General features: G+C 73.8%; 17 protein-coding genes. 10 read left to right on the top strand and 7 right to left on the bottom strand.

Annotation, left to right across the window (positions count from 1 at the left end; all coding sequences use genetic code 11):
• Nucleotides 1–54: 54 nt before the first annotated feature.
• Entirely contained in the window at nucleotides 55–1,998 is a 1,944-nt protein-coding gene (dxs, locus tag OC439_RS12490) for a 1-deoxy-D-xylulose-5-phosphate synthase (RefSeq protein ID WP_262013537.1), read from the top strand.
• A 315-nt stretch (nucleotides 1,999–2,313) separates the two neighbouring features.
• A complete protein-coding gene (locus tag OC439_RS12485) occupies nucleotides 2,314–2,616 on the top strand; it encodes a GNAT family N-acetyltransferase (RefSeq protein WP_262013536.1) in 303 nt (100 codons plus the stop codon).
• Nucleotides 2,617–2,959: 343 nt separating this feature from the next.
• Here OC439_RS12485 and OC439_RS12480 read toward each other — a convergent pair whose 3' ends face one another.
• Nucleotides 2,960–4,150 (bottom strand): hypothetical protein, encoded by a 1,191-nt coding sequence (locus OC439_RS12480; RefSeq protein ID WP_262013535.1) that lies wholly within the window; start codon nucleotides 4,148–4,150, stop codon nucleotides 2,960–2,962.
• Between the two features lie 156 nt (nucleotides 4,151–4,306).
• On the opposite strand from OC439_RS12480, the gene OC439_RS12475 reads away from it, so the two are divergent.
• Together OC439_RS12475 and OC439_RS12470 are read left to right on the top strand one after the other, a co-directional pair.
• The gene (locus tag OC439_RS12475; RefSeq protein WP_262013534.1) at nucleotides 4,307–6,238 is read left to right on the top strand and encodes a hypothetical protein; all 1,932 of its coding nucleotides are present in this window, start codon (nucleotides 4,307–4,309) and stop codon (nucleotides 6,236–6,238) included.
• Nucleotides 6,196–7,980, top strand: coding sequence for a hypothetical protein (locus tag OC439_RS12470; RefSeq protein ID WP_315985927.1), 1,785 nt, complete (start codon nucleotides 6,196–6,198; stop codon nucleotides 7,978–7,980). The genes OC439_RS12475 and OC439_RS12470 overlap by 43 nt, the downstream gene beginning before the upstream one ends.
• 12 nt (nucleotides 7,981–7,992) lie before the next feature.
• Here OC439_RS12470 and OC439_RS12465 read toward each other — a convergent pair whose 3' ends face one another.
• Entirely contained in the window at nucleotides 7,993–9,864 is a 1,872-nt protein-coding gene (locus OC439_RS12465) for a hypothetical protein (RefSeq protein WP_410054917.1), read from the bottom strand.
• Nucleotides 9,865–9,957: 93 nt separating this feature from the next.
• Here OC439_RS12465 and OC439_RS12460 point away from each other — a divergent pair, with 93 nt between their 5' ends.
• The gene (locus OC439_RS12460) at nucleotides 9,958–11,214 is read left to right on the top strand and encodes a PQQ-binding-like beta-propeller repeat protein (protein ID WP_262013532.1); all 1,257 of its coding nucleotides are present in this window, start codon (nucleotides 9,958–9,960) and stop codon (nucleotides 11,212–11,214) included.
• Entirely contained in the window at nucleotides 11,211–12,503 is a 1,293-nt protein-coding gene (locus OC439_RS12455) for a PQQ-binding-like beta-propeller repeat protein (RefSeq protein ID WP_262013531.1), read from the top strand. Before OC439_RS12460 ends, OC439_RS12455 begins: the two co-directional genes overlap by 4 nt.
• Here OC439_RS12455 and OC439_RS12450 read toward each other — a convergent pair whose 3' ends face one another.
• Nucleotides 12,504–13,721 carry a peptidase C39 family protein gene (locus OC439_RS12450; protein WP_262013530.1) on the bottom strand — a complete coding sequence of 406 codons (1,218 nt, stop codon included), beginning with the start codon at nucleotides 13,719–13,721 and terminating at the stop codon, nucleotides 12,504–12,506.
• Between the two features lie 592 nt (nucleotides 13,722–14,313).
• Here OC439_RS12450 and OC439_RS12445 point away from each other — a divergent pair.
• The 4 genes from OC439_RS12445 to OC439_RS12430 all read left to right on the top strand — a co-directional run bounded on the left by OC439_RS12445 (nucleotide 14,314) and on the right by OC439_RS12430 (nucleotide 19,544).
• Complete coding sequence (locus OC439_RS12445) at nucleotides 14,314–14,982, top strand: response regulator transcription factor (RefSeq protein WP_018788976.1); 669 nt, start codon at nucleotides 14,314–14,316, stop codon at nucleotides 14,980–14,982.
• On the top strand, nucleotides 14,979–16,145 hold the full coding sequence (locus tag OC439_RS12440) for a sensor histidine kinase (protein WP_194803014.1): 1,167 nt from the start codon (nucleotides 14,979–14,981) through the stop codon (nucleotides 16,143–16,145). The genes OC439_RS12445 and OC439_RS12440 overlap by 4 nt, the downstream gene beginning before the upstream one ends.
• A gap of 204 nt (nucleotides 16,146–16,349) precedes the next feature.
• Nucleotides 16,350–18,911: a malectin gene (locus OC439_RS12435; RefSeq protein ID WP_262013529.1), complete on the top strand. Its 2,562-nt coding sequence runs from the start codon at nucleotides 16,350–16,352 to the stop codon at nucleotides 18,909–18,911.
• Between the two features lie 246 nt (nucleotides 18,912–19,157).
• A complete protein-coding gene (locus OC439_RS12430; protein ID WP_262013528.1) occupies nucleotides 19,158–19,544 on the top strand; it encodes a VOC family protein in 387 nt (128 codons plus the stop codon).
• Nucleotides 19,545–19,602: 58 nt separating this feature from the next.
• On the opposite strand, the gene OC439_RS12425 is transcribed toward OC439_RS12430, so the two are convergent.
• The 4 genes from OC439_RS12425 to OC439_RS12410 form a co-directional block, all read right to left on the bottom strand.
• On the bottom strand, nucleotides 19,603–20,349 hold the full coding sequence (locus OC439_RS12425) for a hypothetical protein (RefSeq protein ID WP_135238961.1): 747 nt from the start codon (nucleotides 20,347–20,349) through the stop codon (nucleotides 19,603–19,605).
• A gap of 188 nt (nucleotides 20,350–20,537) precedes the next feature.
• Complete coding sequence (locus tag OC439_RS12420; protein ID WP_262013527.1) at nucleotides 20,538–22,601, bottom strand: 3-hydroxyacyl-CoA dehydrogenase NAD-binding domain-containing protein; 2,064 nt, start codon at nucleotides 22,599–22,601, stop codon at nucleotides 20,538–20,540.
• A gap of 50 nt (nucleotides 22,602–22,651) precedes the next feature.
• Nucleotides 22,652–23,848: a thiolase family protein gene (locus tag OC439_RS12415; RefSeq protein WP_262013526.1), complete on the bottom strand. Its 1,197-nt coding sequence runs from the start codon at nucleotides 23,846–23,848 to the stop codon at nucleotides 22,652–22,654.
• A gap of 103 nt (nucleotides 23,849–23,951) precedes the next feature.
• The gene (locus OC439_RS12410; RefSeq protein WP_262013525.1) at nucleotides 23,952–25,274 is read right to left on the bottom strand and encodes a ribonuclease D; all 1,323 of its coding nucleotides are present in this window, start codon (nucleotides 25,272–25,274) and stop codon (nucleotides 23,952–23,954) included.
• Nucleotides 25,275–25,345: the final 71 nt, after the last annotated feature.

Here is a 25,345-nt window from a genome sequence, read left to right as displayed (position 1 = left end):
GGTCGATGCACGGCCGGGCTGCGGACTGTTCCGCGGCCGATAGACTCTCCGGTCATGAGTGTTGAAGAGGGCACGGCCCACCACGGTCGGCTGCTGGGCACCGTCCGCGGCCCGCAGGACGTGAAGCGGATGACCGCCGAGCAGCTGGACATCCTCGCCGCCGAGATCCGTGACTTCCTGATCGCCAAGGTCTCCCGCACCGGCGGCCACGTCGGCCCCAACCTCGGTGTGGTCGAGCTGACCCTGGCGATGCACCGGGTCTTCGACTCCCCGCGTGACCGGCTCCTCTTCGACACCGGTCACCAGGCGTACGTGCACAAGATCCTCACCGGCCGGCAGGAGGGCTTCGACAAGCTCCGCCAGCGGGGTGGCCTCTCCGGCTACCCCAGCCAGGCGGAGAGCGAGCACGACCTGATCGAGAACTCGCACGCCTCCACCGCCCTGTCGTACGCCGACGGCCTCGCGAAGGCGTACGCGCTGCGCGGCGAGAAGCGCTCAGTGGTCGCCGTGGTGGGCGACGGCGCGCTCACCGGCGGCATGTGCTGGGAGGCGCTGAACAACATCGCCACCGCCGGCAACCCGCTGGTGATCGTCGTCAACGACAACGGCCGGTCCTACTCGCCGACCATCGGCGGCCTCGCCGACCACCTGTCGTCGCTGCGGCTCAACCCCGGCTACGAGAAGGTGCTCGACACGGTCAAGGACGCGCTGGGCAACACCCCGTTCGTCGGCAAGCCGATGTACGAGGTGCTGCACGCGGTCAAGAAGGGCATCAAGGACGCGGTCGCCCCGCAGGCCATGTTCGAGGACCTCGGCATCAAGTACGTCGGCCCGGTCGACGGCCACGACGTACCGGCCGTCGAGGCGGCACTGCGCGCCGCGAAGAACTTCGGCGGCCCGGTGATCGTGCACGCGGTCACCCGCAAGGGCTACGGCTACCGTCCCGCCGAGGACGACGAGGCCGACTGCCTGCACGGCCCCGGCGCGTTCGACGCCGAGACCGGCAAGCTGCTCGCCGTGCCGTCGGTGAAGTGGACGAACGTCTTCGCCGACGAGCTGGTCGCGATCGCCGACGAGCGCCCCGACGTGGTCGGCATCACCGCCGCCATGGCCGAGCCCACCGGCATCGCCACGCTCGCCCGCAAGTACCCGGAGCGGGTGTACGACGTGGGCATCGCCGAGCAGCACGCCGCCACCTCCGCCGCCGGCCTCGCCATGGGCGGGCTGCACCCGGTCGTCGCGGTCTACGCCACGTTCCTCAACCGCGCGTTCGACCAGGTCCTGCTGGACGTGGCCATGCACAAGCTGCCCGTCACGTTCGTGCTGGACCGGGCCGGCATCACCGGTCCGGACGGGCCCAGCCACTACGGCATCTGGGACATGTCGGTCTTCGGTGTGGTGCCCGGCCTGCGGATCGCCGCGCCCCGCGACTCGGCCACGCTGCGCGAGGAGCTGCGCGAGGCGGTCGCCGTCGACGACGGCCCGACCATCCTGCGCTTCCCGACCGGCACCGTCGCCGCCGACCTGCCGGCCGTACGCCGGGTCGGCCCGGTCGACGTGCTGGCCGAGTCGGCGCGTACCGACGTGCTGCTGGTAGCGGTCGGCTCGTTCGCCGGCCTCGGCGTCGAGGTCGCCGCCCGGGTCGCCGAGCAGGGATACGGCGTCACTGTGGTCGACCCGCGCTGGGTGCGCCCGGTGCCGGCCGAGCTGGTCGAGCTGGCATCCGCGCACCGGCTCGTGGTCACCGTGGAGGACGGCGTACGCATCGGCGGCGTCGGCTCGGCGCTGGCCCAGGCGATGCGCGACGCGGATGTCCGCGTACCGGTCAAGGACATGGGCGTACCGGCCGACTGGCACCCGCACGGCAGCCGCGCGCAGATCCTGGCCGACCTGCGGCTGACCGCGCAGGACGTGGCGCGCGACGTCACCGGCTGGATCTCCGGCCTGGACGCCGCCCCGGTGGACCCGGCCACGAACGGAGCCCGAGCCCAGAGCTGAGCCTGCCTCCGCCCAGCCCGCCTCGTCGATCTTGCACTTGCGGCCCTCCTGATGTCGGCTTCGCCCGATCAGGGAGGGCCGCAATCGCAAGATCGCGGGGCCTGGCGTGGAAGGAGGGCCTCGTGGAGATACGCGAGGCGGGGGCCGGGGGATCTCTCGGCGATCGTCGGGCTGCACAGCCGGGCGCGGGTCGCCTACTACGGGGCCGGCGGGCTGCCGGTCGGGGAGATCCTCACCCCGGAGCCGGCCCGGGAACAGCGGGAGGGCTGGGCGGCGGCGATCACCTCGGCGCACAAGCAGGTGCGAGTCGCCATCGTGGACGGTGCAGTGGCCGGCGTGCTGGCCATGGGACCGCCGCCCTCGTCCGGCCTGGATCCACGCACGACGGCGCAGCTCTACCAGATCCACGTCGACCCGGAGATGTGGGGACGAGGCGTGGGGAGTGCGCTGCACGCGCTGTTCGTACGGCACCTGGCGGACGAGGGGCTGGTGCTGGGCGTGCTGGAGGTGTGGAAGCGCAACACCCGGGCTCGCGCGTTCTACACCCGCCACGGTTGGCGCCCCGACGGCACCTCCGCCCCGGCCCAGCCCAAACCCCCTACCTGGGCATGCGGCTGACCCGCCTTTAGCCCACCCAGCCCTCAGCCCGCCCCGACCTCGTCGATCTTGCACTTCCGGCCCCCAGATTGCCGGTTATGCCCTGTTCGGCGGGGCCCCAACTGCAAGATCGCCGAGCCGAGTCGAGCCAGCCCTGCCCCGCCTGGCTCCGTCCTGTTGACCAAGGAGTTTGGGTGCGTGGAGGGCCCTCCGGATGGCACAAACTCCTTGATCACCGAGCAGGGTGGCTGATCATGAGGTTGACGGTGTGGGGTGTCCGGTTTGTCGCCGTCAAGTTCATGATCGACGGGAGCGGGCCAACGCGCGAGGCGGGGCCGGGCCAACGCGCGGGGCGGGACGCGGGTCAGGGGGTGGGGAGGGAGCGGTACCACGTTTTCTCGGTGCCGGCCAGGCTGAACGTCTGCCTGGCGTCGGTGTGCTCGACCACCACCAGGCCGGGACGGTCCACCAGGCGCGTCGTGCCGGGCGGTGCGGAGAACGAGGCGTCCCGGGTACGCCAGGACAGCACCGCCAGCGGCCGGCCCGGCATCGGCAGGTGGTACGCCTGAAGCGTGGTGGACCGGTCGGCGGGGGAGACCACCGGGGTGCCGCCGTCGGCCGGCCGGTAGACCACCGCCGTCATGGTCGCGCCCGGCGTCTCCCAGCTGAGCTGCTCCAACTCGCCCGGCTCCCCGTCACCGAGGGCCACCGAACCGAGCGAACGCGTCGCGATCTTCGCCATCGGCCAGGACTCCGGCGCGGAGCGGGGCGCCTCCCGGTCGCCGATGCGGCGCGGCACACTGCCGAACGGGCCCCGCTCACCGGCGAGCACACAGGTGTCCAGCCCGGTCAGCGCGCGCTTGCCGGCGCCCGTCTCGTCGCGTACCAGGGGGTAGCGGGGCGCTTCGGTGGCCGTACCCAGGTCGAGGACGCGGTCCGCGGCCTTGCCGCGCGGCAGCGACGGTGTGGCCCGCAGCGTCGCGGTCAGTTCGACGGCCCGGCAGGCCGGTACGGCGACCGGGTCGCTGACGCCGTCGGTGCCGCCGAGCACCTTGCCGTCGGGCCCGGTCAGGCGTTCGACGCGGGCCGAGGTGAGGTAGCGGCGGCCGGACGGCTCCCGCACCGGCAGCACGTCGGAGTAGACCAGGTAGCCGGGGTCGGTGTACTCGGTGGCGTGGACGACCCGCCAGCGCTGCCCGTCCCGGTCGAGTTGCAGCAGCCAGGAGGCCGACTCGCCGGGCACGTCGGCGGCGACGAGCGCGAGCGCCGACCCGGCGACCTGACCGGAGAAGAGGATGCCGGACGTGGGCACGTGCACCCGGTCGTCCACCGGGGAGCGCCAGTCGCGTACCGCTGTCGTGATCGCGGCGGTAGCCTCGGCGTCGCGGGCCAGGCTGCCGCGCGGCGGCCACACCGCGAGGGTGCCGTCCAGGCTGTCGTAGCCGACCCGCAGGTCCGCCGGCCGCCGTTCGGCGACCGGTCCGCAACCGGCCGTGACCAGCAGCAGAGCTGCCAGCGCGATGCCCGTCGTAGCGCCTCGGCGGGCTGAAAGCACCCTGATCCCCTCGCCGGTCGTCGGTCGGAAGCCCACATGGTACGAGACGACCGGTCACCCGGCCGCGCCCGGCTCACCCTTTCGGCCGATCGGCCACTGCGGAACGTGACGGGCGATTCGGGTACCAATATCCGGCTCCGGTAGACTCCGCCGACTGTGACGCCTGCCGAGACCCGCGGCGCCTCGACGCCGGACGCCGCCGCCCCGACGGGCCACCGCGCCGTCACCCTGGACCCACCATCGGTCACCATCACCGCCGAGCCGGAGCCGGCGACCACCACGCCGCCCGAATCGCCGGCCGAGCCGGAGGCGCCGGCCACGCCGGGCGCACGGCGCGCGCGCCGGTGGCGGTGGACGCGCCGCCGGATCGACCTCACCGTGTACGGCGGATTCCTGCTCGCCGCGATCTGGGTCACCAGCGGCATCTGGGTCGACCCGGCCGGACGGGTCGCCGCGCTCTACAGCAGCGACCCGGCGCAGGTGCAGTTCTTCCTCGCCCACTCGGTGCGGGTGGTGCTGCACGGCGAGTTCCCGTTCTTCACCGAGCAGTTCAACTACCCCGACGGCGTCAACCTGATGGCGAACACCGCCATCCTGGCGCTCGGCATCCCGATGGTGCCGGTGACCCTCCTGTTCGGACCGGCGGTCTCGTTCGTCACGCTGGTCACGCTCGGTCTGGCCGGCACCGCCGCCGCCTGGTACCGGGTGCTGTCCCGGCACCTGATCCGGCACCGCCCGGCCGCCGCCGTGGCGGCCTGGTTCTGCGGCTTCTCACCGGCCATGCTGTCGCACGCCAACTGGCACCCGAACATCATCAGCCAGTTCCTGCTGCCGTTCATCGTGTGGCGGGTGCTGGTGCTGACCCGCTCGACCCGGCCGGTCCGCGACGGCGTGCTGCTGGCGCTGCTGGTCACCGCGCAGGCGTTCATCAACGAGGAGATCCTGCTCTTCACCGCGCTCGCGCTGGGCGTGTTCCTGATCGCCGTGGTGGTGCAGCAGCGGGAGCGGTGGAGCACCGCGTGGCGGCCGCTCGGCGCCGGGCTGGCGGTCTGCGCGGCGCTGGCCGGGGCGCTGCTGGCGTACCCGCTGTGGGTGCAGTTCGCCGGCCCGATGGCGTACCACGGGCTCAGCGACGCGGTGCGCGACTACGGCAACGACATCGCCGCGTTCTTCGCCCCCGGCTCGCCCACGTTCGGCGGCAACGAACGCGCCAACGTCAACCTCGCACCGAACTACTCGGAGGAGAACGCGTTCTTCGGCTGGAGCCTGTCGCTGCTCGTCGTGGGCATCGTGGTGTGGCTGCGGCGGGACGTGATCGTCCGCGCGCTCGCCGCCACCGGGCTGTTCTTCGCCGTGCTCTCCCTGGGCGAGCGGATCTCCTGGTGGGACCGGGAGATCGCCACCGGCCCGTGGGAGCTGCTGGTACGGCTGCCGCTGCTCGACGCCGTGGTCCCGACCCGCTTCGGCCTGATCACCGGCGTGACGGTGGCGATCCTGCTCGCGTACGCGGTCCGGCGCGCCTGGGCGCTGCGCGGCGTGGACCGGCGGACCGCCCGCAGGCTCACCGCCGCGGGCCTGGTCCTCGCGCTGCTGCCGATCGCGCCGATGCCGTTGCAGGTCACCACCCGGGAGCCGGTGCCGGAGTTCATCACCGCCGACCGGTGGCGCAAGTACGTCGGGCCGGACCAGACGCTCGTGTCCGTGCCGGTGCCCGCGATGGGCAACACCGACCCGATGCGCTGGGCGGCCAGCACCAACCTCGACTTCAAGATCCCCGGCGGCTACTTCCTCGCGCCGCGCAACGGCGTCACCGGCGATCCCGGACGCTTCGGCGGCCGCCCCAGCGGCATCGGCGAGATGCTGCGGGAGGTATCGTCCACCGGCCGCATGCCGAAGCTGGACGACCGCCAGCGGCGCCGCTACCTGGACGAGCTGCGGCACTGGAACGCGGCGGTGGTGGTGCTGCCGCGCGACGAGCAGAACGCCGAGCCGCTGCGCCGCACCGTGGAGCAGCTGGTCGGCCCCGGACGGCAGGAGCTGGACGTGTGGCTGTGGGACGTGCGGAAACTGACCAGCCGGTCCGCCTGACCGAACCGGCGGTCCCCGCCCCCGCGCCCCGCCGCCGCCGGCCCCGCCCGGTCGACGTGCTGGTGGTGACCGGCTACCTCGGCCTGGCCGTGCTGCTCACCACCGGCCAGTGGCGCCGGCCGGAACGGCTGTTCCACCAGGCCGGCGACCAGATGCTGTTCGAGTGGATGCTGGCCCGGGCCGCCCGCGCGGTCACCGGCGGCGAGAACCCGCTGTACAGCGGCGCGCTGAACGCCCCGGACGGGGTGAACCTGATGGCGAACACGTCGGTGCTCGGGCTGGGCGTGCCGCTCACCCCGGTCACAGTCGTCTTCGGCTCCCAGGCGGCCTTCCTCGTCGCCGTGACGCTCAGCCTCGCCGGCACCGCCACCGCCTGGTACGCGCTGCTCGCCCGACGGCTGGTCCGCTCCCGGGCCGCCGCCGCGGTGGGCGGCCTGTTCTGCGGCTTCGCCCCGGGCATGGTGGCGCAGGCCGGGGCGCACCTGCACATGGCCGCCCAGTTCCTGGTGCCGGTGATCCTCGCGCTGGTGTTCCGCCCGGCCATCGACCGGGTCCGGCGCGACGGCGTGCTGCTCGGGCTCGCAGTCGCGTACCAGGTGTTCCTCGGCGAGGAGGTGCTTGTCTTCCTGGCGCTGGCAGCCGGGGTGTTCGCCGGGGCGTACGCGCTCGCCGACCGGGCCGCCGCCCGCCGCCTGGCACCGGTGGTGGCCCGCCGGCTGGGCGTCGGCGCGCTGGTGGCGGGCGTGCTGCTGGCGTACCCGCTGTGGTTCCAGTTCGCCGGGCCGGGCCACTACCGGGGGATGCCGTTCCACACCGAGGGCTACCGGCTGGACGTGGTCTCGTTCGCCGCCACCGCCCGGCAGACGGTCGCCGGGGACGCCCACCGGGCCGGGCTGCTGTCGCCGAACCCGACCGAGCAGAACTCGTTCTTCGGGCCGTTCCTGCCGCTGCTGGCCGTCCTCGTGGTGGTGCGGCTGTGGCGGCGGCCGCTGGTGCGCGCGCTCGCCGCGTGCGGCCTGCTGTTCGCGCTGCTGTCGCTCGGCTCCCCGGTGGTGGTGAACCGGCACGACACCGGGCTGCCCGGCCCGTACCGCCTGCTCGCCGGCGTGCCGCTGCTGGACCTGGTGGTGCCGGCGCGGTTCGCGCTGGTCTGCGTACCGGTGCTCGGGGTGCTGCTCGCGCTCGCAGTGGACCGGGTCCGGCACGGCGCCGCGCGCACCTGGGCGCCGTGGGCCGGCGCGGTCGCCGCCGCGCTGCTGCCGCTGGCGCCGACGCCGATCCGCGCGGTGCCGGTCCCGCCGGTCCCGGCCGTCGTGTCCGGCGGCGGCTGGCGGGAGTACGTGCCGGCGGGCCGGACGCTGGTGCCGGTGCCGCCGGTGACCGGGGCGGCGGTCAGCCCCGCCATGTTCTGGTCGGCGCGCACCGGGCTGGCGTTCGACGCGCCCGGCGGCTACTTCATCGGCCCGCAGTCGGCAGGCGACCCGGCGGCCCGCTGGGGCGCGCCGGACCGGCCCACGTCGCTGCTGCTGCGCCGGGCCGCCGAGACCGGCCGGGTGCCGCCGGTCGGCGAGACGGAACGCCGGCAGGCGGTCGACGACCTGCGGCACTGGCGCGCGGCGGCACTCGTGCAGGCCGACTCGTCACCGGCCGATCCGGTGCGCGCCACAGTGGACGCGCTGGTCGGCCCCGGCCGGGACGTGCCCGGCGGCTACCTGTGGGACGTCCGCCCGCTCGTCGGCTGACCGGCGCGGGTGTCACACCCGGTCGCGGACGTCCCAGATCCACACGTCGTCGACCCGCTGCGGCGGGCCGAGCAGCTCGGCCATCAGGTCGCGCAGCACCGCCTCACGCGGGCCGGCCCCGAGCACCACCACCGAGGCCCGCCAGAAGCGCAGGTCGTCCACGGCCTGGCGGCGGTTCTCCTCGGTGATCTCCGGCACCTCGTTGGCGTCCATGGTGGAGTAGATGAGCGTGCTGGTGGGCCGGTTCGGGGCGCCGAACACGCCCTCGCCGCGCTCGTTCGGGCCGATGAAGTAGCCACCCGGGATCGGGAACTCCTGCCCGGTCAGCGCGCTCCAGCGCAGCGTGTGCAGCCCGTGCACGTTGCTGGGGATCGGCACCGGCACGAGCGTGCGGCCCTCCGGCACGTACGGCCGCCAGCCGCCCGCGGTGATGAAGTGCGGCGGCGGGTCGATCCGCTCGGCCGGCAGCGGACGCGGGATCAGCGGCACCACGGCGGCGGCGATGGCGACGAGCCCGGCCAGGCGCAGCACCCGGCGGCGCGTGTCGCGCGCGGCCGTCGCGCCGTCACCGTCGTCGTCACCGCCGTCGTCGTCGCCGGAGCGGGGGGCGGGCACCGGCGGGCGGCCGGCACCGGCGAGCGCGTCCCACGCCAGGGCGAGCAGCACGCCCACTGCCGCCACCACGACCAGGCTCAACCGGGTCGGCATCATCATCTCGACCAGCGGCAGGTCGTCCGGCACGTACGCCCACGGACCGTCGATGTCGGTCTCCGCGCCGTTGAACCGCACGACCGGGCCGATCGAGGCGATCGTGAACACGACCACCAGCACGGCCAGGATCCGGGCCGGCACCGAGCGGCGGACCAGCAGCACCAGCGCGGCCAGCGCCACCAGCACCAGCGGCCAGCCGAACCAGGTGTTCTGCTCGGTCAGGCCGATGGTCTTCTCCACCGCCTCGTCACCGGCGATCGTGTCCCGGGCGAACGTGACGAAGGCGACCAGGTCCTCGCCCCAGTTGTGGAAGACGCCGCCCTGCAACCCGCGGTAGGACTGCGGGCCGTTGAACTGGAACCAGATCGGGTAGGCGGTCAGCAGCAGCGCCAGGCCGCCACCGAGACCGAGCGCGGCCACGAACGACCCAGCTCGCTCGCGGGCCGCGCGGGGCCGCTGCACCGCGTACGCCACCACGACGACCAGGCAGGCCAGCGCGGTCAGCAGCAGCATCTCCTCGTTGATGAAGATCTGGTACGCGACAAGCAACCCGAGCGCCAGCCCGTTGCGCCGCCAGCGGCCCGGCTCGCCCAGCCGCAGCACCCGGGCCACGATCAGCGGCAGCAGGAAGTTCGACACGAAGTTGGGCTGGCCGTTGGCGTGGTGCACGATGCCCGGCGCGAAACCGAGGAACGCGCCGCCGACGAACGCCCCGGCCCGGGACCGGACCAGGTGCCGGGACAGCACCCAGTACGACGTGGCGGCGGTCGCGGACAGCGCGGCGCCCAGGTAGAGCGCGTACATCACCTGCGGGCCGAGCAGCAGCGTCAGCGGCGCCAGCGGCAGCGTCACCCCGAGCAGCGAGGTGTTCGCCATCATGTTCACCCCGTCCGGCGCGTTCTGCCGGGTGGTGAACAGCGGGTTCTCCAGGTGCTGCACCGAGTACGCGCCGTGCGCGAACAGCCACTCGAACCAGCTGTGGTCGGTGGGCAGGTGCGAGGAGACCCGGTGCTCCACGTCGCCCCAGTAGTTGAGGCAGACGAGAACGCCGAGGAGCACATAGGCTCCGATGGCCAGCACGTCGGCGCGGGCCGGCCGGCGACGGGCGCGGCGTGGCGGGTCGGCCACGACGGCGTCCGCCTCGACGGACGAGGGGTTCAACGAGGGGTCCACCACGGGCACGGCCACGACGCGCCATCGTACAGGCGGTTCGTCACACGGCCGGTCACGGTCGGGCGGCGGCCCGGCGCGCGGGAGAGGATGGTCGTGACCGTCATCGATCTGGGGGAGCTGCGCGACGACGCACCGCCCGGCCCGGCGCCCCGCCCCCCGCGTGCCGTCGGACGGCCGTTCCGCCTTCTCGTGGTGCTGCTGGTGGCGTTGCTCACGCTCACCGCCGCGACGCCGCCGCGAGGCCCGGTCGAGTGGACGCTGCCCGGCGGCCTGGGATCGGCCGTGTTCGTCTCCGGTGACGTGGTGTACGTGGTGCGGCCGGACCGCGCAGGCGCCGGCGGCGGGCGGGAACTCCTCGCGTACCGGGGCGACCGGGAGCGGTGGCGCAGCCCGCTACCAGGCGTGGGCACCGCCGTGTCGGTGTGGGAGCAGGACGGCCGGGTGATCGTGGCCGGCCGGGGCGTCGACGACACGGACTGGCAGACGGTCACGTACGACGCGGCCACCGGCGCGGACGTCTGGCGCCGGCCCGGAATCGCGTTCGCGGTGGGCCGGGTGCTGCTGATCCAGTCGGCCGCATCCGACACCACGACGTCGATCGGAGGGCTGGACCCGGCCGACGGCCGTACCGTGTGGACGGCGCCGATGACGGGCGCGCTGGGGTTCGACGCCGAGCCGGCCGGGCCGGTACGCATGGTGTTGTCCCCGGCGACCGGGGAGACGGTGGTCGTGGACGCGCGTACCGGCGCGCGGCTCGTGGCCCGCGACCTGTACCCGGTACGACGGCCCGGCCCGCGCCGGTTGCAGATCGCCCGCGGGCTGCTGCTGGAGTTCCGCGACGGCGACGGGGCCATCGAGGCGTACGACCTGGACACGCTCCGGTCGCGCTGGACCGTCGCGCGGAAGCTCGTCGGCCACGCCGAGAGCTGCGGCGCCCTGCTCTGCGCCGTCGGGCCGGCCGGCGGGATGACCGCGCTCGACCCGGCGACCGGCGCCGTGCGCTGGAGCGCGGACCGGTGGGCGGGCGTGGCGGCGGAGCGTGGCGGCCGGCTGCTCGTCGGCGTCCCCGACACCGCCATCGACGACGGCCTGGCGGTGCTCGACCAGGACGACGGGCGGCTGATCGCCGACCTGGGCGGCTGGACACCGGTCCCGCAGCACGAGTCGGGCGGGCCGCTGCTGGCGACACGGCCGCTGGGCGGCGGCAGACGGCTCCTGGCCGAGGTGGCACTGTCCGGCGATCCACCCTCGATCCGGGGCACGCTCACCGGCACCGACTGCACCACCGGCGTGACGCTTCTGGTCTGCCGCCGGCCCGGCGGCGACTACCTGGTGCGGCGGCTGACGTGAGCCCGGTGATCGAGCTGGGGGAGATGCGGCACGGCGAGTCCGCCGACGAGCCGGCCGCCGCGCCGCCCCGCCGGCCGCCGGGCCCGACGGCGCGGGTGACACTGCTCGGCTGCCTGGTGCTGCTCGTGGTCACCGCCGCCGCCGGGCCGCCGCGACGGCCCGAGCCGATCCGGGTGCCCGCCCCGCAGGGCGCGGCGTTCGTGGTCCTGCCGGACCGCGTGGTGGTGGCCGACGGCCCGGGCGCGATCGGCCGGGGTGGGCGGGTGGTAGCCGCGTACCGGCTGCCCGGTGGGGAACCGGCGTGGCGGTTCGCGCTGACCGACGGCGACCACGTGCTCGGCCTCACCGCAGTGGCCGGGGGACTGCTGGTGACGAGCAGCCCGGCCGGGGACGGCGACTCCGTGTCGGCCATGCTCGACCCGGCCACCGGCACGCTGCGCTGGCGGCATCCCGGCTACCCGGTCCGGACCGCATCGGGCGGGCTGCTGCTGGAGAACCCCCGCCCGCCCGGTGCGGGCACCGTCCGGGCCGTGGACCCGGCCTCCGGCGAGGTGCGGTGGACGCTGCCCGTACCCGGCCAGGAGGTGGGGTACCGCCGCGACGACCACGGGGTGACCCAGCTCGTGCTGGTCACCCCGCAGGGCCGGGTGACCGTGTACGACGCGGACTCCGGTGCGGTCGCGCACACCGGCCGGGTGGCGCCCGCGGCCGATCGCGCCGCCTACCGGTACGCGCAGGTCGTGGCCGACCTCCTGCTCGTCGAGGACGCCCGGGGCACTGTCACCGGGTACGGCCTGGACGGGCTCGACGAGCGGTGGAGCCTGCCGGTCGGCTCCCGCGCCGGGCTCTGGTTCGCCGACTGCGCCGGGATGGTGTGCCTGCGCGACCAGGTGGGCGGCGCGCAGGCCCTCGACCCGGCCACCGGTCGTCCGGCCTGGACGGACGAGCGCTGGCTGGGGATGGGACCGGTCGGCGACCGGCTCATCGCCGCCGAACGCGGCGTCGGGGAGGAACTGGAACTGTCGGCGCTGGACCCGCCGACCGGCCGCGTGCTGGCCCGGCTGGGCCGCTGGCGCGTCTCCGGCAACGACCTCCCGTCCGGGCCGCTGCTCGGACTGCGCACGCTCACCGAGGACCGCACGCTCGTCGGCGCGCTCGACGTGGCGGCCGGGCAGGTGCGGATCCGGGGGATCCTGCCCGGCGCCTGGTCCGAGTGCGCGGACACGGGTACGCAACTGGTGTGCCTGCGCCCGACCGGCGGCATGGCGATCTGGCCGGCCGGCCGCTGATCACCAGTTGGCCTGCGCCGGGGCAGGCGGCAGCGGCGCCGACTCGGGCCGCAGCACGTACGCGATCCCGCCGCTGCCCACCTGCCAGGCGCGCTCGAACGGCGCGCGCGGCACGGTGCGGCGGACCCGCTCGTCGTCCGGCGCGTACGGGTCGTTCAGTACCGGGTCGCCGTCGGCGGTGAAACCGGCCAGCACCATGAGGTGTCCCCGGGTGTCGTAGTCCAGTCCGGGCACCTGACCGGCGGTGAACGCGGCCGAGACGATCAGCGGGATGCCGGCGGCCACGAACCGTTCCGCCTCGGCCAGCGAGCGCAGCCGGGTGACGAAGGCGTCCACCCCGTGCGTCGCCGCGTACGCGGTGTTGAACGGCCAGTTGCCCGGCCCGCCGTAGGCGTGGTCGTAGCAGTGCCGCGCGGCGTGCACCACCTGCGGGCGGGGGCCGGGCGGCGCCACCCAGGCGTACCGGTCCGGGGCGGGGCCGGTGCCCCAGAAGTCGAGCACCATCGACACGCAGGTGGGGCTGCACCAGGAGTCACCGCCGCCACCCCAGCGGGTCTCCCCGGCGGCGTGCAGCCGCTGCGCGTAGCGCGGCACGTCCAGCACCCGCCCCCACGCGCGTGCGTCCCCGACGGCGGTCTTCCGGCTGCCGGCCTTCGCGGTGGCGTCGACGCCCGTGGCCTCCGCGTCGCTGGGCGGGTCGGCCGAGGCGACCACGCCCACCGTGCGCAGCACCGGGCCGTCGGGCGCGTCGAGGCGGCGCAGCAGGGTCACCCGGACCTGCCAGCCGGTCACCGTCGCGCCGGTCACCCGCAGCGTGTCCGCGGCGACCCGCGCCCGGTCGTCCTCCTGCCCGGGTACCGAGGCGCGGTGCACGGCGCTGTCGTCGGCCCCCCAGTGGCCCAGGTCGTACCAGCCGGTGGTGGCAGTGCCGTCGGCCCAGCCGCGCAGCTCGACCCGCAGCCAGCAACCGGGCGGGGTGTCGGCGGTCCACGAGGGCACCAGTTCGGTGACGGCGAAGCCGGCGGACGTCACGGGGGAGGTCCAGGTGCCGGCCGCGTACTCGGCTGTGGTCCCGGAGTGCGGGTCGGTGTGCGCGACCGGGCCGGCCGCGCCGTCGGGCGTGAGCCCGTCCGGCCCGTCGCGCAGTCCGTCCACACGACCCAGGTCGCGGTCCGCCGGGAAGCGGAACCGGCGGTACGCGATGTCGCGGCCGGTCATCGGGAACCCGCCCGGGGTGGACGTCGCCTGTGGCTGGTGCGCTTGCCGATCATTGCCGCCGAGCATCGCGTACCCGAAGGTTTTCTGCAACGGCGGCGCGTGCCGCCGGCTGCGGCCGACCGGTCTGCCGCCCTGTCACTGACCGTAGTCGCAGCGGGCCCCGCGACATGGTCGCCCTCGCGCCCTTTGCTCTGCAGCCACCGGCGCATCGGTGACCCACGGCTACCGCTGCGCATGAGGCTGCAGAGCAAAGGGCGCGGAGGGGTATCTCTCGCCCTGAGGAGTGGTCGACTGTTTCTCCTGGTCAAGGCGATTCGGCTCGACGGGGCGTTCGATGGGCCCAGCGGGCCTCCATTACGGTGCGTGATACCACGCCGAATCAACGTCGGAGTTACGGCGAGTGACAATCGTGGTCCGGTGGCGGTGGCGGTGGCGGTGGCGGTGCCCGGAAGTCGGTGCCGGGCCGGCAGGGGTGGGCCCGTGCGGCGGCCGCGCTTGCCGGTGAACCGTCTGCCGGTGGCCGTCGGCTCCTGCGGCTGCCGGTTTTGCCTGCCGCACTAGGTTGTCAGGGGTCACGAGGTGGGAGGCCGGGATGCGGGTACTGGTGGTCGAGGACGAGCGCAACCTCGCCGACGCGATCGCGCGCGGGCTGCGCAAGCGCGGCATGGCTGTCGACGTCGCCTACGACGGCGACGCCGGGCACGAGGCGGCGTTCGTCACCCGCTACGACGTGGTGATCCTGGACCGTGACCTGCCCGGCGTGCACGGCGACCGGATCTGCGCCGACCTGGCCGCCTCCGGCGCGCTGACCCGGGTGCTGATGCTGACCGCCAGCGGCACCGTCGCCGACCGGGTGGAGGGGCTGCAGCTCGGCGCCGACGACTACCTGGCCAAGCCGTTCGCGTTCGACGAGCTGGTGGCCCGGGTGCAGGCGCTCGGCCGCCGCGCCACCCCGGCCGCGCCGCCGGTGCTGGAGGTGGCCGATCTGGTGCTCGACCCGGCCCGCCGGGTGGTGAGCCGGGGCGGCGTGCCGCTCGACCTCACCAACAAGGAGTTCGGCGTGCTCGCCGAGCTGCTCAAGGCGCGCGGCGCGGTGGTGTCCAGCGAGGAACTGCTGGAACGGGTGTGGGACGCCAACACCGACCCGTTCACCACGATCGTCCGGGTCACCGTGATGACGCTGCGCAAGAAGCTCGGCGACCCGCCGCTCATCGACACGGTCGTGGGCGCGGGGTACCGCATCGGTGGGGTACGGCAGTGAGCGCGCCGGCCACGCGCCGGGTACGGCCGACGCTGCGGCTGCGGCTGACCCTGCTCAACGGCGTGCTGCTGGTCGGCGCCGGGGCGATCCTTGTGCTGCTGGCCTGGCTGCTGGTCCGCGACGCGCTGCGTCCCACCGACGAGCTGCTGCCCGGCACCACAGTGGTGCTCAGCGACGGGCGCACCCTCGACGCCGGGGAGTGGCAGCGGCAGCTCGTCGACGCGGCGTCGCAGGAACTGCTGGTCAAGGGGCTGCTCGCGCTGGCGGCGATCAGCGTGGTCGGGGTGGCCGGGGCGTACCTGGTGGCCGGGCGGGCGCTGCGCCCGCTGCACCAGGTCACCGCCACCGCCCGCCGGCTCGGCGAGGCCACGCTCGACGAGCGGATCGGCTGGTCCGGCGCCGACGACGAGGTGGCCGAGCTGGCCGAGACGTTCGACGCGATGCTCGACCGGATCAGCGGCGCCTTCGAGGCGCAGAAACGGTTCGTCGCGAACGCCTCGCACGAGCTGCGGACGCCGCTGGCGGTGATGCGTACCGAAATCGACGTGACGCTCAGCGACGACGACGCCGACCTCGCCGAGTACCGCCGCATGGCCGGCGTGGTGCGCGACGCCTCGGAGCGCGCCAACGGCCTGGTCGACGCGCTGCTGGTCCTGGCGCGCAGCGAGGCGCAGACCGGCCGGCGGCTGGGCCGGCGCGCCGAGTCGGACCTCGCCATCGGCACCGCCAACGCCCTCTCCGCGGTCTCCCGGGAGGTCGAGCGCATCGGCCTGAAGGTGCACACCTCGCTGCGCCCGGCGCCGGTGGTCGGCGACCCGGGCCTGCTCGACCGGCTCGCCGGCAACCTGGTGGAGAACGCGGTCCGCTACAACCACCTGCACGGCCGGATCTGGGTACGCACCGGCACCGACGGCGAGCGGTCCTGGCTGGTGGTGGGGAACACCGGCTTCGAGGTCGCCCCGGCCGACGTACCCGGGCTGTTCGAACCGTTCCGGCGCGGCGGCCAGGAACGCACCGGCGCGCGCGGCTCCGGTCTCGGCCTGTCGATCGTGCGGGCCGTCAGCGACGCGCACGGCGGCACGGTGAAGGCGGTCGCCCAGCCCGGCGGCGGCCTGGAGGTGACTGTCACGCTTCCGTCGGCCGACCCGGCGGCGGCCACCTGACCGCCGAGCCGGCCCGCCCGGCCGGTGAGACGGCCTCACCTTTTCGTGCGGGCGGCCTCGGCTGTCCTGGCCGGACCCGACGGTGGTCGGCCCCCGGCGCACGGTGGTCGGGCAGAATGCGCCGCCCGCGCTGGACGCGGAGCCGGGGATCAACGGAGAGTAAGCGCAGCGACGCCTCACCCTGCTCACCCACCGGAGCTGCCCGTGACCCACCACTCGGCCTCGCGCCGCCGCCGCATCCTCGCGGTCCTCACCGCCGGCGCCCTCACCGCCGGCGCCCTCACCGTCGCCGGCCTCTCCCCGGCCACGCCGGCGGCCGCCGCCGCGCCCGGCCACGACAAAGTGGTCCACACCGTCCCCTCCGCCGCCTCGCCCGACGTCCAGGACGGCTCGGTCGACGCGATCCACGACGCCGGTACGAAGATCATCGCGGGCGGCTCCTTCACCCGGGTGCAGAACCGCAACTCCGACGTCGACATCCCCCGGGACTACCTGCTCGCCTTCGACAAGGCCACCGGACAGGTGGACACCGCGTTCGCGCCCACGCTCGACAGCGAGGTGACGGCGGTCGTCGCCGGTCCCACGGCGGGCACGGTCTTCGTGGCCGGCAAGTTCAACACCGTCAACGGCGTGACCCGGCGCAAGGTGGCACTGCTCGACGTCGCCACCGGGGCGGTCGTCACCAGCTTCGCGCCGCCGGCGTTCAACGGGCTGATCAAGGACATCGCGCTGGTCGGCAACCGGCTGCTGGTCGGCGGCATCTTCACCACGGCCGGCAACCCCAACCCGCGCGGCGGGCTCGCCTCGCTCAACGCCACCACCGGCGCGGTCGACAGCTACCTCACCACCACGCTGACCGAGAACCACAACTGGGACGGCGTCAGCGGCGCCAAGGCCGGCGTGGGCGCGGAGAAGCTCGCCGTCTCCCCGGACGGCACGCAGCTCGTCGTCATCGGCAACTTCAAGAAGGCCGACGGGGTCCTGCACGACCAGATCGTCAAGATCGACCTGGGTGCCACCGCCGCCACCGTCGCGGACTGGAACACGGCCCGCTACACGCCACGCTGCAAGTGGCAGTCGTTCGACTCGTACGTCCGCGACGTCGCGTTCTCCCCGGACAACAGCTACTTCGTGGTGGTCACCACCGGCGCCCCGTACGGCGGGACGCTCTGCGACACCGCGGCCCGCTGGGAGGCCGGCGCGACCGGCGACAACCTCCAGCCGACCTGGGTCGACTACAGCGGCGGCGACACGTTCCTCTCCGTCGGCATCAGCGAGCAGGCGGTCTACGTCGGCGGTCACCTCCGCTGGCTCAACAACAGCACCGGCGCCGACAACGCCCGGGCCGGTGCGGTCGGCCGGGCCAGCATCGCCGCGCTCGACCCGGTCAACGGCCTGCCGCTGTCCTGGAACCCGGGCCGGCACCCGCGCGGCATCGGCGCCTCGGAGATGCTCGTCACCGAGTCCGGTCTCTGGGTCGGCGGCGACACGCTCTGGATCGGCAACTTCCAGTACCGCCGCGAGCGGATCGCGTTCTTCCCGCTCGCCGGCGGCAAGGCCCCGCACCCGACCGGCACCGCCACGCTGCCCGGCAACGTCTACCAGGCCGGCCTGCCGAAGCCGACGAACGTGCTGTACCGGGTGAACGCCGGCGGCCCGGTGGTCGCCGCCACCGACGGCGGACCGGACTGGGCGGCCGACACCAGCTCCAGCCCCAGCCCGTACCACAACACCGGCAGCTCGACCTCCAGCTTCAACACGGTCGGCAGCCTGGACGCGACGGTGCCGGCCGGCACCCCGGCCGCGCTCTACAGCGACGAGCGGTACGACCCGGCCGGCGGCGCGGAGATGCTCTGGCAGTTCCCCGTGCCCACCGGCACCGAGGTGCACGTGCGGCTCTACCTGGCCAACCGGTACGACGGCACCTCCGCCCCGAACACCCGCGTCTTCGACGTGGCGCTGGACGGCACCGTCGTCCTCGACGACCTGGACCTGTCCGCCAGCGTCGGGCACAACGTGGGCACCATGCGGGAGTTCACGGTGACCAGCGACGGCACCGTCGACATCGAGTTCCGCCACGTCAAGGAGAACCCGCTCGTCGACGCCGTCGAGATCGTCAAGACCGGGCCGCCGCCGGCCGGCACCGGCGAGGAGGTGCAGGTCCGTTCGTACGACGGGCTGACCGGCGTCGGCACGCCCAGCCCGGTGGCGAACCCGGACGAGACCGTGTGGTCCGCCACGCGTAACGCGTTCTGGGTCGGCGGGACGCTGTTCTACGGTGCCGAGGGCGCGCTGTGGCGGCGTACGTTCGACGGCACCACGTTCGGCACTCCCGAGCTGGTGGACCCGTACCACGACCCGTACTGGGACACCGTGGTGACCAACTCCGGCCCGGCGGGGCAGACGTACGTCGGCGCGACCACCGGCTTCTACGCCGAGATCCCCAACGTGACCGGCATGTTCTACCGGGACGGGCGGCTCTACTACTCGCTGAGCGGGCAGAACGGCCTGTTCTGGCGCTGGTTCACGCCGGACAGCGGTGTGGTCGGCGCCGACCGGTTCACGGTGGCCGGGGCGAGCGGGTTCGCCGATGCGGGCGCGCTGTTCGCGGCCGGCACCACGCTCTACAAGGTGAACCGGAGCACCGGTGACCTGTCCGCCGCCGACTGGACGGGCGCCGCTCCGTCGACGACGTTCACGGTGCGCAGCGGCCCGGCGGTCGACGGCGTCGACTGGCGCGCGAAGGCGGTGTTCGTCGGCCCGTAAGGAAGGGCCCCTTCTTAACGCCTGCGGTAGAGGAAGGGCCCCTTGTTAACACCTCGCTGTTAACAAGGGGCCCTTCCTTGCACGAGCGGGGGTTGTGTGCGCGGCGCGGGCGATGGAATGATCAACCGGTCAGCCCGAGAGGTGGAAGGGGGTGTGGTCGATGTCCGTCGTGAACCGTCCCGCGCCCCGCGTTCCCCGCTGACGTTCCCACTCCGCCGGGGCGCGCTCCCCACAGGAGGAAACACTGTGAGTGCACAGATCCACTGCGTGACAGTCGAGTCCGACGACCCGTACGCCCTGGCAGTCTGGTGGGCCCGCGTGCTCGACCGCCGGCTCGCCGCCGACGACCACCCGGGCGACCCGGAGGCGGTCCTCGCCGCACCCGGCGGGCACGGACCCGACCTGCTGTTCGTCCAGGTGGGCGAGCGGCACGGCAAGGGTGCGTTCCACCTCGACCTGCACGCCGCCGAAGGCACCCGGGACGAGGAGGTGGCGCGGCTGCGCGACCTCGGCGCCACGCTGGTGGCCGACCGGCGCCGGCCGGACGGCACCGGCTGGGTGGTGCTGGCCGACCCGGAGGGCAACGAGTTCTGCGTGTGCCGTAGCCCCGCGGAACGGGCCGCGTCCGCCTGATCCGGAAACGACACCGGGCCCCCGCCGTCACGGCGGGGGCCCGGTGCGTGAACCGGTGTCAGTCCTGCTTCTCGATCTCGCCGCGCATCGCCACGAACTCCGACTGGAGTTCGGCCGCGGACTTGAAGTAGACCACCACCATGCCGAGGCTGCCCCGGTCGGCCCAGATGCAGACGGCCACCGGTACGTCCGACGCCTTGCCGTCGGAGCACTTGGCGTCGCCGCCCAGCGGGCCCGCGTCGACAGTCTTGAAGTCCTTGGTGGCCAGGTCCGGGGTGACCGCCGCGGTGGCGTCGGCCAGTTCCTTCTTCGGGTCCGCCATGACGCCGGACACGGCCACGATCATGACCAGGTCCTTCTTGGCCGGGTCGCCGTAGAACGCGCCGACGGTGCTGGTCGCGTCCGGTACGTCCTTGCTGAGCTCGGACTTCATCTGCGCCGCGGCGGACTGCAGCTGCGGGTCGGTGACCTTGGCCCGGCCGCCGAGCGTCTGCGGCTCGACCACTCGGGTCTTGGTGGCGGTGACCACCTCGTCGACGGTGTCCTTCGTGGCGAAGTAGGCGGCGACACCGCCGCCGACGCAGAGCACCAGGACCACGGCGAGGACGATCAGCAGGACCTTGCCGACGCCGGACTTCTTCTTCGGCGGGACCGGCGCGCCGAGCTGGCCACCGTACTGCGGCTGCTGCGGAGTCTGCGGGTAGTCACCGCCGTACTGCGGCTGCTGCGGCGGCTGGAAGCCACCGGGCTGTTGCTGGGGGGAGGGGTAGTTGCCGGAGTAGGGACTGGACGGCGGCTGGGACATGTAGGCAGCTCCTGTGAGAAAACTGGACGCGTGATCGTAGCCAGCACCACCGACAACCCGCTGTCCGCACAAGGGCGGCGACACCAAACCGCGACCTACCCGTGACCTGGGCCGCAGACGCCGATCGCGGTGGCCGGACCGTCCGGAACGGACAGCCCGACCACCGCGATCGATGCGTTTCGGTCGCCTCAGCGCAGGCTTGCCGCGCCGCGCGGCAGGAACCGCTTGCCGGTCACCCGCTCGGAGGTGCCGGTCCGGTCCAGGTACGGCGTGACGCCGCCCAGGTGGAACGGCCAGCCGGCGCCGAGGATCATGCACAGGTCGATGTCCTGCGCCTCGGCGACGACGCCCTCGTCGAGCATGAGCCGGATCTCCTGCGCCAGCGCGTCCAGCGCGTTCTGCCGGACCTGCTCGGCGGTGAGCGGCTCGTCGCCTACCACCAGGAGCTTCGCCACCTCGTCGTTGATCTGGTCGTCGACCACGATCGGCTGGCCCGAGTCGGCGATCCGCTTGAGGTTCTCGCTGACGCCGAACCGGTCCGGGAACGCCTCGTGCAGGGTGCCGCCGACGTGGTACGCCACGGCCGGCCCGACGAGCTGCAGCAGCGCCAGCGGACGCATCGGCAGGCCCAGCGGGTCCAGCGCGCTGTTCGCCACGTCCAGCGGGGTGCCCTGGTCGACGGCGGCGAACACGGTGCCGAGGAAGCGGGTCAGCAGCCGGTTCACCACGAACGCCGGGGCGTCCTTGACCAGCACCGACGACTTCTTGAGCTGCTTGCCGACAGCGAACGCGGTGGCCAGCGTGGCGTCGTCGGTCCGCTCGCCGCGGACGATCTCCAGCAGCGGCAGCACCGCGACCGGGTTGAAGAAGTGGAAGCCGACCACCCGCTCCGGGTGCTCCAGCTCGGCGGCCATCTCGGTGATGGACAGCGAGCTGGTGTTGGTGGCGAGCACCGCCTCCGGCTTGACGATCTTCTCCAGCTCGGCCCAGACCTGCTTCTTGACGCCCAGGTCCTCGAACACGGCCTCGATGACGAAGTCGGCGTCGGCGAAGACGGACTTGTCGACCGAGCCGGACACCAGGCCGTACAGCTTGGCCGCGGTGCCCTTGTCCATCCGGCCCTTGCTCACGGCCTTCTCGATCTGGGTGTGCACGTAGCCGACGCCCTTGTCCACCCGGGACTGATCCAGGTCGGTCATCACGACCGGCACCTGCAGCCGCCGGGCGAACAGCAGCGCGAGCTGGCTGGCCATCAGGCCGGCACCGACGATGCCGACCTTGGTGACCGGGCGGGCCAGGCCCTTGTCCGGCGCGCCGGCCGGGCGCTTGGCCCGCCGCTGCACCAGGTCGAAGGCGTACAGGCCGCTGCGCAGTTCCTCGGAGAAGACCAGGTCCGCGAGGGCCTCGTCCTCCGCCGCGGTGCCGGTGGCGAAGTCGGCGTCCTTCGCCGTCTCCAGCAGATCCAGCGCCTTGTACGCGGACGGGACCGCGCCGTGCAGCCGCTGGTCGAGGGTCTGCCGGGCGAAGTAGAGCACGCCCGCCCACATGTCCTTGTCGACCTCGGGACGGGTCACGGCGACCTCGCCCCGGACGACGCCGGCGGCCCACTCCAGCGACCGCTCCAGGAAGTCGGCCGGCTCCAGCAGCACGTCCGCGATGCCCATCTCGGCCGCCTGCTTCGGCTTGAGCATCTTGTTCTGCATCAGCGGGTTCTGGATGATGACCTGCGTCGCGGCCGGGATGCCGATCAGGTTCGGCAGCAGCTGGGTACCGCCCCAGCCGGGGATCAGGCCGAGCGAGACCTCGGGCAGCGCCAGGGCCGCCGCTCCCGCCGACAGGGTCCGGTAGTGGCAGTGCAGCGCCAGCTCCAGGCCGCCGCCCATCGCCGCGCCGTTGACGAACGCGAAGGTGGGGACGGTGCTGTCCTTGAGCCGGGCGAAGACCCGGTGGCCCAGCCGGCCGATCTCCAGCGCCTGGTCGCGGTTCTCCAGCGCGGGCAGGCTGGTGATGTCCGCGCCCACGCAGAAGATGTACGGCTTGCCGGTGACCGCGATGAACGCCGGCTCGGCGGCCAGCGCCGCGGTGATCGCCTCGTCCAGGCTGGTCAGACCGGCCGGGCCGAAGGTGTTCGGCTTGGTGTGGTCGAAGCCGTTGTCCAGGGTGATGAGGGCGGCGGGCCGGTCCAGCCCGGGTACGGCCACCTGGCGCAGCAGCGCCTTGGTGACGACCTCGTTCGGTGCGGCGAGGCTCACCGCGACTCCTTCGTTCGCGACTGCGGGGCTCGCAAGCTCACTCCTCGCGCTCACTGATCTCCACCCTCCCAGTGCGGGTTCTCCCAGATCACGGTGCCGCCCATGCCGATGCCGATGCACATGGCGGTGAGGCCGTAGCGGACCTCGGGGTGCTCGGCGAACTGACGGGCGAGCTGGGTCATCAGCCGGACGCCGGAGGACGCGAGCGGGTGACCGATGGCGATCGCACCGCCCCACGGGTTGACCCGCGGGTCGTCGTCGGCGATGCCGAAGTGGTCGAGGAAGGCGAGCACCTGCACCGCGAACGCCTCGTTCAGCTCGAACAGGCCGATGTCGTCGATGCTCAGGCCGGCGATGCGCAGCGCCTTCTCGGTCGACGGGATCGGGCCGACGCCCATCACCTCGGGCTCGACGCCGACGAAGCCGAACGACACCAGGCGCATGCCGACCGGCAGGCCCAGCTCGCGGGCGGTGTCCTCGGCCACCAGCAGCGCGGCGGTGGCGCCGTCGTTCAGGCCGGCCGCGTTACCCGCGGTGACCTTGCCGTGCGGCCGGAACGGGGTCTTCAGCCCGGCCAGCTTCTCCATCGAGGTGTCGCGGGGCGCCTCGTCCACGGTGGCCAGGCCCCAGCCCGCCTCCGGGTCGCGGACCGCCACCGGCACCAGGTCGCCCTGGAGCTTGCCGTTGGCGTACGCCTTCGCGGTCTTCTGCTGCGACGACAGCGCGAACGCGTCGGTGCGCTCCTTGGTGATGTGCGGGACCCGGTCGTGCAGGTTCTCCGCGGTGGAGCCCATCACCAGGGCGGACGGGTCGACGAGCTTCTCCGCGACGATGCGCGGGTTGGGGTCGACGCCCTCGCCCATCGGGTGGCGGCCCATGTGCTCGACGCCGCCGGCGATCGCGACGTCGTACGCGCCCATGGCGATGCCGCTGGCCACGGTGGTGACGGCGGTCATCGCGCCGGCGCACATCCGGTCGATGGCGAAGCCGGGCACGGTCTTGGGCAGGCCGGCCAGCAGGGCGGCGGTGCGGCCGATGGTCAGGCCCTGGTCACCGATCTGGGTGGTGGCGGCGATGGCCACCTCCTCCACCTTCTCCGGCGGCAGTTGCGGGTTGCGGCGCATCAGCTCGCGGATGCAGCGGATCACCAGATCGTCGGCGCGGGTGTTGGCGTACATCCCACCCGCCTTGCCGAACGGGGTACGGACGCCGTCGACGAAGACGACATCCCGAACTTCACGGGGCACTTGGAGCCTCCCTCGGCACGGGCATTTCCCCGGATGCTACTCGCCAGTAACCAAACGTGGCACCACCCCCCGCGTGGCCCACCTCACACCCCGCCCGCCGCCGTCACGACTGCGGGGTGTGCAACGCCTCCGTCAGCGCGGGCAGGAGCAGCCCGATCTGCCACTCGCGCGCCCCGAACCCGCGCAGCGTCTCCGCCACCGTCTCGTCGGTGATCTCCGCCGGTGGCTGCCACGCCAGCCGGCGGATCGAGTCCGGCGCGATCAGGTTCTCCGCCGGCAGCCGGTGCGCCCCGGCGGTGCCGACCACGACCTCCCGGGCCCGGGCCAGCCGCCCGGCCGCCACCGGGTCGCGCTCGGCCCACCGGTGCGGCGGGGGCGGCCCCTCCACGGCCGGACTGACCGGCAGCGCGTCGTCCGGCAACTGGCGCGCGTCGTCGAGCGCCGCGAGCCAGGTACGCGCCAGCCGGCGCACCGACCGCCCACCGAACCCGGGGAGCGTCAGCAGCGTCTTCTCGTCCTTCGGGTCCAGCTCGGCGGCGGCCACGATGGCCGAGTCGGGCAGCACCCGGCCCGGCGCGGCGTCCCGGCGGGAGGCGATCTGGTCCCGCGCGTACCAGAGGGATCGCACCCGGGCCTGGGCGCGCGCGCCGCGTACCCGGTGGATGCCGGACGTGCGCCGCCACGGCTCGGCGCGCACGCGCGGCGGGCGGGCGCCGTTGCGCACCAGCGCGTCGAACTCCTCCGCCGCCCAGCCGGACTTGCCCTGCCGCTGCAACTCCTCGTCCAGCGCGTCGCGCAGGTCCACCAGCAGTTCCACGTCCAGCGCCGCGTACGTCAGCCAGGACTCCGGCAGCGGCCGGCTGGACCAGTCGGCGGCGGAGTGGTGCTTCTCCAGGCTGAACCCGAGCAGCTGTTCGGTCAGCGCGGCCAGGCCGACCCGCTCGAAACCGGCCAGCCGGGCGGCCAGTTCGGTGTCGAACAACCGGCGCGGGCGCAGCCCCACCTCGGCCAGGCAGGCGAGATCCTGGCTGGCCGCGTGCAGCACCCACTCGGTCTCGGCGATCGCCGCGTCCAGGGCGGACAGGTCAGGCAGCGGCAGCGGGTCGATGAGCGCGGTGCCGGCGCCGCCGCGGCGCAGCTGCACCAGGTAGGCGCGCTGGCTGTAGCGGTAGCCGGAGGCACGTTCGGCATCCAGGGCCACCGGGCCGGTGCCGGACGCGAAGCGGGCCACCACCTCGTCCAACTCGGCGGGTGTGGCCACCGGGGCGGGCGTGCCGTCGCGCGGCGCGGTGAGGGGGACGGCCGCGCCCGTGTCGGTCTCGGTCCCCGCGTCCGCCGGCTCCGGCAGGGCCGACGTCGGAGCGGCGGACGCCTCTCCGGTACGGCTTTCGGCGGCCCGACGGCGCAGGGGTGGTTCGTCGGTCACCTGACAACCCTAGTAGGCCGGACGATCCGGTGTGCGCAGCCGGTCCGGCGCGTGTCGGCGCGATGGCCGTC

This window comes from Micromonospora sp. Mcm103 (assembly GCF_024519755.1).
In the GTDB taxonomy this organism is placed as follows: Bacteria; Actinomycetota; Actinomycetes; order Mycobacteriales; family Micromonosporaceae; genus Micromonospora; species Micromonospora aurantiaca.
Note: the sequence above shows the minus strand (reverse complement) of the source record. Positions and strands in the feature narration are given on the sequence as shown.